This window comes from Ruegeria sp. HKCCA5426, assembly GCF_013034585.1.
Lineage (GTDB): Bacteria > Pseudomonadota > Alphaproteobacteria > Rhodobacterales > Rhodobacteraceae > Ruegeria.
This window is the reverse complement of the sequence record NZ_WQGH01000003.1, coordinates 52,269-64,511: the sequence shown is the minus strand read 5'-3', so window position 1 is coordinate 64,511 and position 12,243 is coordinate 52,269. Positions and strand designations below refer to the sequence as shown.

Here is a 12,243-nt window from a genome sequence, read left to right as displayed (position 1 = left end):
GCCGCCCTTTTTTAACGCATACGTTCCAGAAGTGTCAGGCTGGGATACCCATCGGGCAAAAGCCCTTGTGCCAGTTGATAGGCGCGAACGGCGTTGATCGTATTCGGTCCCGTCCGCCCGTCGATGCCTTGTGTATCGAAACCTGCTTGGGTCAGCCGCGTCTGCAGTTCCTTTTTTTCGGTAAAACTCAGCACGCGGTCGCCGCGCGGCCAACCGGCCTGAAACGGGGCACGTCCGGACAGGCGGTCTGAAAGATGACCGATACCAATCACATATGCATCTGCCCCGTTATACGCCTCGATCACGCTGAAATTATCGAAAATCATAAGCGCAACGCCCTGTCCGCCCGCAGGTAGCAGGATCGCGGCCTGCCCATGATCCGCCACGGCTTCGCCATTCATCGCAGTCACACCCCGCGCCGCCCATTCAGATGGCAACAGAGTGTAATCTCGCTTGGCAGTAGAAAAATCGAAATCACCGGGCAGGCGCACCTCAACGCCCCACGGCTGCCCTTTCGTCCAACCATGGCGCGCCAGATAAGACGCGGCAGAGGCCAGCGCATCCGTCGGGTCATCCGACCAGATGTCGCGTCGGCCATCCCTGTCAAAATCCACGGCATGATCCAGATACGAGGTCGGCATGAACTGCGTATGCCCCATCGCCCCGGCCCAGCTTCCGACCATGTTGTGCGGGCTGACATCCCCGGCCTCAATGATCTGCAACGCGGCAATCAACTGGGTTTCAAAGAACCGCGCGCGACGCGCATCAAACGCAAGCGTGGCCAAAGATCGGATGGTGTGGTCACTTCCCCTGAAGGATCCAAAGGATGTCTCAAGCCCCCAGATCGCGGTCACAACCTCTTTTTCAACGCCGTACTGCGCCTCAATCCGGGTCAGCGTATCGCTGTGGCGCTGCAATCCTGCGCGGCCATCCGAAACGCGCCGATCCGAGACCGCCGCGTCCAGATATTCCCAAATGGGCTTTGAGAATTCCGCCTGATTGCGGTCCCGTTTGATGACGTCCTTGTCATATGTCAGACCCTCCAGAGACCGGTCCAACGTCGCAGCGGAAATGCCCTGTTCAAGGGCGCGCTCACGAAAGGCACCCAGCCACGCCTGAAACCGCGCGTTTCCTTCGGTAGACACCCGATACTCCTTGGCTGGTGGTCGAACGACCGGTCGGATCGAGACCGTTACATCAGCCGAAGCCAACTGCAAGATCTGCAACCCATCTGACTTTTCCCGCGATTCCGCCTGCACTATGGATGCCCATAATGCAGCGGTCATGACGCCGCCTATGCATTTACGCATTCCGATTTTTCCTGATTACTGCTCATCCACAGAATAGCGCAAAACCGCGCTTCGACAAAGCGGTCATGTGTTCTGTTCGCGATCTTTTGCTTCCCGCTCGGCCCGTATCTGGGCCAGCGCCTTCCGCAACATAGGAACGCGATTTGGTCGAAAGCTATCGTCTGTTACGAACATTTCGCGCATACGATCCAAACGGAAGACCCTGAAATCCTGTCTCAGATGGCACCACGACAGCAGAACGCTGGCGCGATCCATATAGACAATACTAAGCGGGTCCACCCTTCGGCGCGTTTCCTCGCCTTTGCCGTCCGTATAGGCAAAATCAATGGTGCGCTCGTCCCATGTGGCCCGCCGCAGATCGGCCACTTCGATTGTCGGCTTGGCCGGGCGTGCAAACCGGGCGGCGGCGAGTACTGCGTGACTTAACCGGTGGGATTGGCGCGGCGGCAAACGGCCCTGCAGTTTTCGAAGCGCGTCACCGGCGGCTTCGGCCAACCCCGGATCACCGATCGACTGCACCTCGCGCAGGCCAAGAACCAAGGCTTCCAGCTCATCATCGGTAAAGCCCAATGGCGGTAAGGTCGCGTCTTCGATCAGGGTAAACCCGAACCCCGCCTCTCCGTCAATCACAGCGCCCAAACCACGCAGCGCGCCTATGTCACGATGAACGGTACGGGCTGAAACACCCAAATCCTGCGCCAATTGCACCGATGTTTTCGGCGTTGGGCCAGAGCGTAAGGCTTGCATCAACTGGAACAGACGGGCGGTGCGGGACATAGCGCAAGTTACCGTAGTCCTAATGACAGTTTTTGTCATCAGCTCAACGTAACCAAGTGGCGTCCAACCAAGGGAGTTACCAATGTTGACCTTACTGACCTTTCCAGCCGCTTTTGGGTCTTTCAGCGCCAGCCCATTCTGCGTCAAGACGGCCCTGATGCTGCAATACTCAGGCCAACGCTGGCAGCGATTCGACCTGCTGAACCCCAGCAAAATGCCCCACCAAAAGCTGCCCGTCCTGCGCACACCGGACCGTCTTTTGCCCGACAGCGACCTGATCCGGGATTGGCTGGAATCGCAGGGCACCGAATTCGACAAGGGGCTGACTGACGCGCAAAAGGCGCAGTCCCGCGCCCTGATTCGTATGGCCGAAGAGCATATCTATCACCACATTGTACTGGATCGTTGGGGCAACGATGAGGCATGGCCGATTCTGCGCGACACGTTCTTTACCGAAATCCCAGCGTTGATCCGCAAGCCTGTGACCAACGCAATTCGCCGGTCGGTGCTCAGGCGTCTGGACGGGGTTGGTGTATCGAGATTCTCAGAGTCCGAACGCCGTGGACGTCTGGAACGCGATCTCGAGTCGATTTCCGCGTTGCTTTGGCAATCTCCCTTCCTGATGGGAGACACCCCCACGGCAGCAGATATGAGCGTAGGCCCAATTCTGGCAGCGATGCGCGCAACACCGGTAGAAACGCCGCTGACCCGGCGAATCAAACAAGATACGCTGCTCAGCAGCTATATCGACCGCATAGAACAGGCGATTCCCGTATGATGCCCTTCAAAGACCCTGCCGTCGAAGCCGTATTCGACGCCTTCCCCCAGAGCACCCGCAAAGGTGCGCTGGCGCTGCGGGATCTGATCTTTGAAACCGCCCAGACGCTGCCCGACACGCACCCCATGCAAGAGGCTCTGCGTTGGGGTCAACCAGCCTATCTTGCGCCCAAAGGGTCAACACTCAGGCTGGGAGGGCACAAGTCTGCCAATTTCGCTTTATTTGTGCATTGCCAGACACGGCTGATCGGCGACTATAACTCGGTCTTTCCCGGCGAAGACCGGCTGGACGGCAATCGCGCGGTCCTGTTCAATCACCCCGGGCAGATCGACGCAAACCGCCATGGCTGGCTGATTGCCAGGGCGCTGACTTATCACGTAACAGAGAAAACCAGATGAATTTGGATCGCTTTTCGCATTCAGGACAAAGCCAAGAGGCAACTAAAAACGACACGACATATTTCTGAAACGCGTTTTCACCTCTGACGGCGTTTGCGTTCGACCTTGCGCTTGATCTTGTCTTTTTTGCGCTTGTTGCTGGCTGCCTTACGGCGAGTACCACGTTTCGCAAGGCCCCGACCACGCGGCAGGGCCTGATCGTCGATTGAGAGCAGTTCCAACTCAAGCCCGCCCGTGACCGGTGTCGCCGCCGTCAACCGCACCGTGACGCGCTGACCGATGGCGATGATCAGGCCTGTGTCTGATCCCATCAGCGTCCCGGCCTCGCGGTCGAAATGGAAAAACTCACGCCCAAGCGAGCGCACGGGCACCAGCCCATCCGCGCCGGTTTCGTCCATTTTCACAAAAGCCCCGAACCGCGCGATGCCGCTGATGCGGCCGGTGAACTCATTGCCCACCCGCTCGCTCAGATAGGCGGCCAGATAGCGGTCGGTGGTGTCGCGCTCGGCCATCATCGAACGCCGCTCGGTGTCCGAGATATGGGTTGCGGTCTCATCCAGCCGCGCGATTTCATCCTCGGTCAAACCATCGTTGCCCCAACCATGGGCCGAGATCAGCGCCCGATGCACGATCAGGTCCGCATAGCGGCGAATGGGCGAGGTGAAATGCGCATAATTCCGCAGCGCCAGCCCGAAATGGCCGAAATTCTCGGGGTTGTAATAGGCTTGCGCCATCGACCGCAGGGTGGTCAGGTTAATCAGTTCTGCATCCTCAGTGCCCGCAGCAGCGTTCAGTAGCGCATTCAGGTGACGGGTTTGCAGCACCTGCCCTTTGGCAAGGTTCAACCCGGCGGCCTGCGCAGTTTCTCGCAGGCTTTCCAGTTTTTCCGGCGCGGGTTCTTCGTGGACACGAAACAGCAGCGGGCGGCGCTTGGCGATCAGGGTTTCCGCAGCGGCCACGTTGGCGAGGATCATGAATTCCTCGATCAGCTTATGGGCATCCAGCCGGTCGCGGAAGGCCACGCTGGTCACTTCGCCCGCATCGCTGAGCACGATCTTGCGCTCGGGCAGATCCAGCTCCAGCGGTTGCCGTTCCGCCCGCGCGGTTTTCAGCGCGGCATAAGCGGCATAGAGCGGTTTCAAAACCGTATCCAGCAAAGGCCCTGTACGGTCATTGGGGGTGCCGTCGATGGCCTCTTGCACCTCGGCATAGTGCAGCGACGCGGCCGAGCGCATCAGCCCCCGCACAAACCGGTGGCCGATCTTGTTGCCTTCGGCGTCGATCTGCATCCGCACCGCGATACAGGCGCGCGGGACGCCTTCGTGCAGCGAGCACAGGTCGCCCGACAGCCGGTCCGGCAACATCGGCACCACGCGGTCTGGGAAATAGCTGGAATTGCCGCGCTTGCGTGCCTCGCGGTCCAGCGCGGTGCCGGGCTGCACATAGGCGGCGACATCAGCGATGGCGACCCAGATTACATGACCGCCGGGGTTCTTAGGGTCATCGTCCGCATGCGCATAGCACGCGTCGTCATGATCCCGCGCATCCGAGGGGTCGATGGTCAGCAGCGGCATATCCCGCAGGTCTTCGCGGCCCTTCAGGCCAACGGGCTTGGCCTTGTCCGCCTCGGCGATCACCTTGTCGGGGAAGTCGTCCGGGATGCCGTGCTGGTGGATTGCGATCAGCGACACCGCCTTGGGCGCGGTTGGGTCGCCCAGCCGTTCGACAATGCGCGCACGGGGCAGACCCATGCGGTTCTTGGGGCCGGCCTGTTCCGCCTCGACCAGTTCGCCATCTTTGGCACCCAGCACTGCCCCTTCGGGCACTAGCCATTCGTTTTGGCCGGCTTTGTCGATGGGCACGATCCGCCCGCCTTCGGCCCCTTTGCGGAAAATGCCGACGATCTTGCGTGGATTGGTGCCGATGCGACGGATCAGGCGGGCCTCGTAGTTGTGGTCTTCCTCATGCACCACGGTCAGGCGGGCCAAAATCCGGTCGCCCTCGCCCAATGCAGGGTCGCTGGCGCGGGTGATCAGCAAGACGATGGGCTCGACCCCCTCGCCATGCCATTCCAGCGGACGAGCGAATAGATCGCCATCGGCGTTCGGAGCCTTCACCTGTAAAACGCTGACAGGCGGCAGACGATCCGGGTCGCCATAGCTGCGTTTGCGTTTTTCCAAATGGCCCTCGGCCTCAAGCTCGCGCAGGATGCGTTTTAAGTCGATCCGCGCCGCGCCCTTGATCCCAAAGGCTTTGGCGATATCGCGTTTCGAGGTCAGGGTGGGGTTCGCCGAGATCCAGTCAAGGACCTCCTGCTTGGTGGGGATACGACTCATGTATTTGGCGTAACACGGGCGTGCGACGGCGTCATGACCAAAAACGGATCAGGGTTTCAGATCGGCCACCGTGTCAACGTCTCGCAACGGGTTCAGCAGCGCCACGCGCTGACCGGGGACAGAGGACAGCGTGTCCGCCAGTGCATATTCGGTGGACCAGCGCACATTGCGGAACAGGCCGCTGGGCAGCGCGCCGTATCGCTGCGCGCCCACCAGCCAATAGCCACCGTCGTGCGCAGGGCCAAATGCCATCTGCGCCGACCCCAGCGCCTTGAAGGCCCCTGCAATATGAGTACGCGTAATGCCCGGAATATCTGCGCCGATCAGGCAGACCGGCCCCGGCGGCATCCCGCGCAGCATCCGGCCCATCCGATCGCCCAGATCTCCGCGCCCCTGCGCGGCGCGTGGTAGATCAGCAGGCCAGATACGGCTGATCAGCCCCTCGCGGTCGGGCGCGACTGCCAGCACGATCTGCCAACGCGGGTCGCGCAGGCGTCGGATCAGCGAACGGGTCTGATGGCGAAACCACCACGCTGCCCCGACCATGCCGATATCGCGGCCCAGCCTGGTTTTTACCCGCCCCGGGCGCGGCTCTTTCACCATGATGACCAAACTACGCTGCATGTCAGGCGAAATAGTCCCGCAGGATGCGCGTATAGATCGCCTTGAGCTGTTCGATCTGCGCTACCTCAACGCATTCGTCCACCTGATGCATCGTGCGCCCGACCAGACCGAATTCCACCACCGGGCAGTGGTTCTTCACAAATCGCGCGTCCGAGGTGCCACCAGTGGTCGACAACTCAGGTTTCACGCCCGTTTCCGCCTCAACCGACTTGGCAACCAGATCAGACAAAGGGCCGGGGGGTGTCAGGAAGCTTTCGCCTGAAATCTTGATCCGCAGGTCGATCTCAACCCCGAATGCCTCCGCCACCGCAGCGGCCTCGGCCCACAGCCAATCGCTGAGGCTGGCCCCGGAATGCAGGTCGTTGAACCGGATATTCACCGCGCCGGTACATTGCGCGGGGATCACGTTGGTTGCCGGATTACCCGTGTCAATCGTGACCACGGCCAGCGTCGAGGCGTCGAAGTGATCCGTCCCCTGATCCAGTTTGTGACTGGACAGACGATCCATCAACCGCGCCATTGCGGGCATCGGATTCTTGGCCCGGTGCGGATAGGCCGCGTGCCCCTGCACGCCAGTCACGGTGAACCAGATATTCATGGACCCACGGCGGCCGATCTTCATCATCTCGCCCATCGTATTGGGACAGGTCGGTTCACCCACCAGACAAACCGACATCTTCTCGTCCGCGCGGTCCATATAGTCCAGCAACGCGGTCGTCCCGTCCACGGCGTCACCTTCTTCGTCGCCCGTAATCGTCAGGATCACCGCCCCGTCCGGAGGTGTGTCCCGGACGAAATCAACGGCAGCCGCGGCAAAGGCCGCAACACCGGACTTCATGTCCGTCGTTCCGCGGCCATACATGACACCATCTTTGATTTCGGCCCCGAAGGGCGGCATAGTCCATGCGGCCTCATCCCCAACCGGAACAACGTCGGTGTGACCGTTAAACCCAAAGCTGCGCGCATGTCCTTTCGCGCCCCAACGGGCAAACAGATTGCTGACGCCGCCCCGGTCCACGCGCGTGCACTCGAACCCGGCGTCGGACAGGGTGCGCTCAAGCAAGACAAGGGCACCGCCTTCTTCGGGTGTGACCGAAGGGCAACGGATCAGGTCTGCCGTGAGTTCTACCGGATCTGTCATTTCTCGCCCTTTCTGATTGTGGCTTCGCAGGATCGCGCACAGATTCAACGAATTGGGTGAATTGCCAACCCCTACACCCCCATTTCCCGCGGCTTTTTTGCATAGGCCTCAGTTTGATATCTCAATAAAACATGCCCGTTTACCCCAAGACCATCTTGCCGCCTTGTTCAAAACTGAGTTACAGGGCGGCGAAACAGGTAAATTGACGATGAAACGAGTCCTTTTCGCTTTGATCTGCCTGACTTTCGCCGTTCTCGCACAGCAAAGCCAGGCCCAGACGCTGTCGGTCGCAACCGTGACCCGTACCCCATTTTCCTATGTAGAGGATGGGGCACAGACCGGTTTTTCGATGGATCTGCTTGCGGCGCTGTCCGAGTCCCTGAACTGGGACTACGAGATCAACCGAGTCGAGGCTTTTGGCGAAATGCTGGGGTCTGTTCAGGACGGGTCTGCTGATCTGGCCATCGCAAATATTTCGATCACCGCCTCACGCGAAACCCAGATGGATTTCAGCCAACCCATTTTCGAGGCGGGTTTGCAGATCATGGTCCCGTCTGACGCTGTGCGGCGACCGTCACTGCTGCAGGCATTGCTATCGGTCGAGTTGTTTATCGCCATCGGGCTTGCCTTTGCGATCCTTCTGGGTGGCGGCATGCTGATGTGGGTATTCGAACGCCGCTCGCAACCCTATTTCGACCGCAAGTTGGACGAAGCATGGTTCCCGTCCTTCTGGTGGGCGCTGAACCTTGTGGTCAATGGCGGGTTCGAGGAACGGATGCCGCGCACCCCGTTTGGTCGGCTGTTGGGTGTTGTTCTGGTCGTATCTTCGCTGTTTATCGTATCCGTCTTCACCGCGCGGATTACCTCTGTGATGACCGTCGACGCCATCAGCGGCAATGTGAATTCGGTCAATGATCTGTACGGAAAGCAGGTTGGCACGATTTCCAATTCAACCGCAGCCAATTTCCTGAACAGGCGCGAGATCGAGTTTGTCGGCTACGACGGGTTGGACACATTGCTTGACGCCTTCAAGAATGAAGAGCTCGATGCGGTCGTGTTCGATGCCCCGATCCTGGCCTACTTTGCCTCACATGAAGGGCGGCGGATCGCATCGGTCACCGGTGGTGTTTTCCTGCGCGAAAATTACGGGATCGCTTTCCCGACGGGCTCGCCTTTGGTCGAGGACGTCAATCAGGCGCTGCTGTCTCTGCGTGAGGACGGCACCTATGACGAGATTTATCGCAAGTGGTTCGGGGTGCGGAACTAAGGCGGCCTAAGCCGGTTCCTCATCTCCGAAAAACGGTGTCATCTGCGCGACGATAACCGCGTTCTCGTCCAGCGCGCGCTGCATCAGGGCCCGCTCATCAGGATCAATGTCGTGGCCTTGCGCCTCACGCTCGGCCAGAGTGCCATAGCCGGTCACATCCAGAGGCGCCGTGTCCGCCTGCTTCAGGATCGCCACGGTCTCGCGCACCGCCTCGGCCTCATCCACACCACTGGCGAAACACATCAACGCCGCCCCGGTCGCGCCTTCGGGCAGGCCGTCGCCATCCTTGCGACCGATCTGCACAAGCAGGGTGTAAACTTGCTGACGGGACGGTTTCTTTTGCTTTTCCATGCGGGGGCCATAGCCCCGTGCACCGTTCCGGTCAAGCGATTGCACTGGCGCATGCGCGTCGTCATAGTGGCCCCGCCGTTAGTCAAAAAGGTGCTTCATGACATATCCAGAATTCATCACCGATTTTCCCAGCCTCGACGTGCCCTTCCCCGAGGACGTCGTGCAAACCGCCGTGATCCGGTCCGATGCCGGACTGGTGGCGTTTTTCACTTTCCTGAAGGATTTTGAACTGCCCCCGCATTCGCACAAGGCCCAATGGGGAACGGTAATCGAAGGTGAGGTTGAACTGACCATCGGGGATGAAACGCGAACCTACCGCCCTGGCGACAGCTATACGATCCCCACGGGCGTCGAACATGGCGGCAAAATCAAAGCCGGGTCTCGGGTGATCGACGTGTTCGAAGAACCCGACCGCTATCCGGTGAAAGGCTAACAAAAAGGCCGCAGCGCGATGCTGCGGCCCTTTTCCGGCTGGAGCGAGTTTTAATCGCGCAGCAATTCGTTGATCCCTGTTTTCGAGCGGGTCTTTTCATCCACCCGCTTCACGATCACCGCGCAGTACAGGCTGACATTGTTCTTGGACGGCATCGAACCGGCGACAACTACCGAATAGGGCGGCACTTCGCCATACATGACCTCACCGGTTTCGCGGTCAACGATCTTGGTCGACTTGCCGATGAACACGCCCATGCCCAGAACCGAGCCTTCGCGAACGATGCAGCCCTCGACCACTTCCGACCGTGCACCGATAAAGCAGTTGTCTTCGATGATGGTTGGGCCGGCCTGCATCGGTTCCAGCACGCCGCCGATACCCACACCGCCCGATAGATGGACGTTCTTGCCGATCTGCGCGCAGGAACCCACTGTGGCCCAGGTATCAACCATGGTGCCCTCGTCCACATAAGCGCCCAGATTCACGAAAGACGGCATCAGCACCACGCCCGGCGCGACATAGGCCGACTTGCGGACGACACAGTTCGGAACGGCGCGGAACCCAGCATCCTTCCACTGGTCCTCGCCCCAACCGGCGAACTTGCTGTCCACCTTGTCCCACCAGCCGCCGTCCTGAGGGCCGCCGGTCTGGATTTCCATATCCTTGATGCGGAAGCCCAGCAAAACCGCTTTCTTGGCCCACTGGTTCACATGCCAATCACCGCTCTCCAGCTTTTCCGCCACGCGCAATGCGCCGCTGTCCAGTGCGTTCAGCGTATCCTCAATCGCCTCACGCTGCTCGCCCGTGGTGGCGGGGGTAATTGAGTCGCGCGCATCCCAGGCGGCTTCGATGGCGGCTTCGAGTTGAGCGTTGGACATGGAGGGCTCCCTGCAGAATCTATTCACGTTGGTCTTGCCTATACGCAAGCAAAGGACTGGCCGCAATGCGACGCAGCAGGCACAGTTTGCGTCCGGTCGGGTCGGTTTCAGCCGCCTAGCGGGTCAGGAGAGATGTTGCCACCGCAGATAAGCACCGCCACCCGCTCTTGCGGATCGGGTTTGTAAGCTCCCGACAGCAGCGCGGCCAAAGCTGTTGCGCCCGCAGGTTCGACAAGAATCCGATGGGCGCGCCACAACACCCTCTGCGCTTCGGCGATAGCCTCGTCCGACACCAGAACCGATGTCATGCCCTGCGCCAGTCCGAAGCAGATCGACCCGATCCGCCGCGCGCCCAGCGCATTGGCCGCTATCCCCGAAACGGTGACATCCACAGGTTCCCCGGCCCTTAACGCGGCATTCAGCGCGCAGGATGTCTCGGGCTCGACCGCCACAACCTTGCGCGCCCCTTGTAGCCATGCCAGCGCACCGGCGATCAGACCGCCGCCTCCGACCGCGACCAGAACAGTGTCCGCCTGCAACCCCTGCGCGTCCCATTCGGCGAAACAGGTGCCCTGACCAGCCACCGTCGTAGGCGAGTCATAAGCATGTATCTGCATCGCGCCGGTCGCGTCCTCATGCGCCTGAGCCGCCGTCAACGCGTTGGCGTATTCGCCCGACACCACGCTCAAATCCGCGCCCGTTTGCCGGATCAACGCGATCTTGGACGGTCCGGCCAGTTCGGGCACGAAAATCTTGGCCGGATACCCCAATGTCTGAGCCGCATAAGCCGCCGCTGCCCCGTGATTTCCACCCGACGCGGCCACAACACCGGCCTCGGGGACATCCATGCTGAGCAGCGTGTTGAACGCCCCCCGCGCCTTGAAGCTGCCGGTGTGCTGCATATGCTCCAGCTTCATCTCAACCGGACAGTCCAACCCTAGCGCACGGCTTTCCATCACCGGCGTGACCTGTGCGTATCCGGCAATCCGGTCGGCGGCTGCCGAAATTTCGCTCTTCCAATTCATTCTTGTTCTTCCGTGACTGGCACTCTGACCGCGAACCCTATAGCTGTTTTGGAAACACGCAAGCAGGGAAACTTCACCTATGAGAGAAGACCGCCACAGCCCGTTCCGCGACGCGCAGACCGACCGCTCGACCGCGAGCGAGGTGCCGGATACGCCGCAGACCCGCTCGCCCGCCTATCGCCTTGCCTTTGCCGATGATGAATTCCTGTGCCGCGATGAACTGCGCCCGGTTCGCCTGCAACTGGAACTGCTCAAGCCCGAGATGATCATGTCCGAACGCCAGATCACCTCAACCATCGTCATGTTCGGCGGTGCGCGCATTCCGGAACCATCGCAGAAACACACCGCGCGCACCGAAACGCTGGCCGGTCTGTCGCAATACTATGACGAGGCACGCGAGTTTGCCCGGCTGATGACCGAGAAATCGAACCAGACCGGTTGCCGCGAGAATGTGATCGTCACCGGCGGCGGCCCCGGTGTGATGGAGGCTGGCAATCGCGGCGCGCTGGATGCGGGCGGCTGTTCAATAGGTCTGAACATCGTACTGCCGCACGAACAGGCGCCGAATGAATACGTGACACCCGAACTCAGCTTCAACTTCCACTATTTCGCCATCCGTAAAATGCACTTCCTGATGCGCGCCCGCGCCATCACGATCTTTCCCGGCGGGTTCGGCACAATGGATGAGCTGTTTGAATCCCTGACCCTGATTCAAACCGGCCGGATGGATCGCGTGCCCTTCCTGCTGTTTGGCCGTGAATTCTGGGAAAAGGTCATCAACTGGGAGGCGCTGGCCGATGCAGGCACCATATCGGACGAAGATCTTGACCTGTTCCGCTTTGTCGACACCGCGCAAGAGGCGGTCGAGATCATCGAGAACTGGGAACCCGCCCCGCCCCGTGACGACATTCCGGGGCGCTGAGAG

The 12,243-nt window shown here is 60.4% G+C and carries 13 protein-coding genes; 5 read left to right on the top strand and 8 right to left on the bottom strand.

The genetic code is table 11. The features are described 5' to 3' along the window. Positions 1-11 precede the first annotated feature (11 nt). Entirely contained in the window at positions 12-1,286 is a 1,275-nt protein-coding gene (locus tag GOV87_RS05430) for a lytic murein transglycosylase (protein WP_171211108.1), read from the bottom strand. Positions 1,287-1,373: 87 nt separating this feature from the next. Further along, complete coding sequence (locus GOV87_RS05425; protein ID WP_171211107.1) at positions 1,374-2,087, bottom strand: YafY family protein; 714 nt, start codon at positions 2,085-2,087, stop codon at positions 1,374-1,376. A gap of 82 nt (positions 2,088-2,169) precedes the next feature. Here GOV87_RS05425 and GOV87_RS05420 point away from each other — a divergent pair, with 82 nt between their 5' ends. Together GOV87_RS05420 and GOV87_RS05415 are read left to right on the top strand one after the other, a co-directional pair. After that, positions 2,170-2,865, top strand: a complete 696-nt coding sequence (locus tag GOV87_RS05420; protein WP_171211106.1) for a glutathione S-transferase family protein — start codon at positions 2,170-2,172, stop codon at positions 2,863-2,865. Next, a complete protein-coding gene (locus GOV87_RS05415) occupies positions 2,862-3,263 on the top strand; it encodes a DUF1801 domain-containing protein (RefSeq protein ID WP_171126395.1) in 402 nt (133 codons plus the stop codon). Before GOV87_RS05420 ends, GOV87_RS05415 begins: the two co-directional genes overlap by 4 nt. Positions 3,264-3,340: 77 nt before the next feature. Here the strand turns inward: GOV87_RS05415 and rnr are convergent, their stop codons facing one another. Genes rnr through dapE form a run of 3 tightly spaced genes read right to left on the bottom strand, consistent with a single transcriptional unit; the run spans position 3,341 to position 7,364 of the window. Continuing rightward, a complete protein-coding gene (gene rnr, locus GOV87_RS05410) occupies positions 3,341-5,599 on the bottom strand; it encodes a ribonuclease R (protein WP_171211105.1) in 2,259 nt (752 codons plus the stop codon). 48 nt (positions 5,600-5,647) lie between these two features. Then, a complete protein-coding gene (locus GOV87_RS05405; protein WP_171211104.1) occupies positions 5,648-6,223 on the bottom strand; it encodes a TIGR04282 family arsenosugar biosynthesis glycosyltransferase in 576 nt (191 codons plus the stop codon). A gap of 1 nt (position 6,224) precedes the next feature. Next, positions 6,225-7,364, bottom strand: a complete 1,140-nt coding sequence (dapE, locus tag GOV87_RS05400; protein WP_171211103.1) for a succinyl-diaminopimelate desuccinylase — start codon at positions 7,362-7,364, stop codon at positions 6,225-6,227. 208 nt (positions 7,365-7,572) lie between these two features. Here dapE and GOV87_RS05395 point away from each other — a divergent pair, with 208 nt between their 5' ends. Next, positions 7,573-8,631, top strand: a complete 1,059-nt coding sequence (locus GOV87_RS05395) for a transporter substrate-binding domain-containing protein (protein WP_171211102.1) — start codon at positions 7,573-7,575, stop codon at positions 8,629-8,631. A gap of 6 nt (positions 8,632-8,637) precedes the next feature. Here the strand turns inward: GOV87_RS05395 and GOV87_RS05390 are convergent, their stop codons facing one another. Further along, positions 8,638-8,982: a hypothetical protein gene (locus GOV87_RS05390; RefSeq protein ID WP_170388822.1), complete on the bottom strand. Its 345-nt coding sequence runs from the start codon at positions 8,980-8,982 to the stop codon at positions 8,638-8,640. A gap of 97 nt (positions 8,983-9,079) precedes the next feature. Between GOV87_RS05390 and GOV87_RS05385 the strand changes: the two genes are divergently transcribed. Next, on the top strand, positions 9,080-9,415 hold the full coding sequence (locus GOV87_RS05385; protein WP_171211101.1) for a cupin domain-containing protein: 336 nt from the start codon (positions 9,080-9,082) through the stop codon (positions 9,413-9,415). A gap of 50 nt (positions 9,416-9,465) precedes the next feature. Here GOV87_RS05385 and dapD read toward each other — a convergent pair whose 3' ends face one another. Both dapD and GOV87_RS05375 read right to left on the bottom strand, forming a co-directional pair. Further along, positions 9,466-10,293, bottom strand: a complete 828-nt coding sequence (gene dapD / locus GOV87_RS05380) for a 2,3,4,5-tetrahydropyridine-2,6-dicarboxylate N-succinyltransferase (protein ID WP_171211100.1) — start codon at positions 10,291-10,293, stop codon at positions 9,466-9,468. A 107-nt stretch (positions 10,294-10,400) separates the two neighbouring features. Beyond that, positions 10,401-11,318 (bottom strand): threonine/serine dehydratase, encoded by a 918-nt coding sequence (locus GOV87_RS05375; protein WP_171211099.1) that lies wholly within the window; start codon positions 11,316-11,318, stop codon positions 10,401-10,403. A 79-nt stretch (positions 11,319-11,397) separates the two neighbouring features. On the opposite strand from GOV87_RS05375, the gene GOV87_RS05370 reads away from it, so the two are divergent. Further along, positions 11,398-12,240: a TIGR00730 family Rossman fold protein gene (locus GOV87_RS05370; RefSeq protein ID WP_171124554.1), complete on the top strand. Its 843-nt coding sequence runs from the start codon at positions 11,398-11,400 to the stop codon at positions 12,238-12,240. The last annotated feature ends 3 nt before the right edge of the window (positions 12,241-12,243 follow it).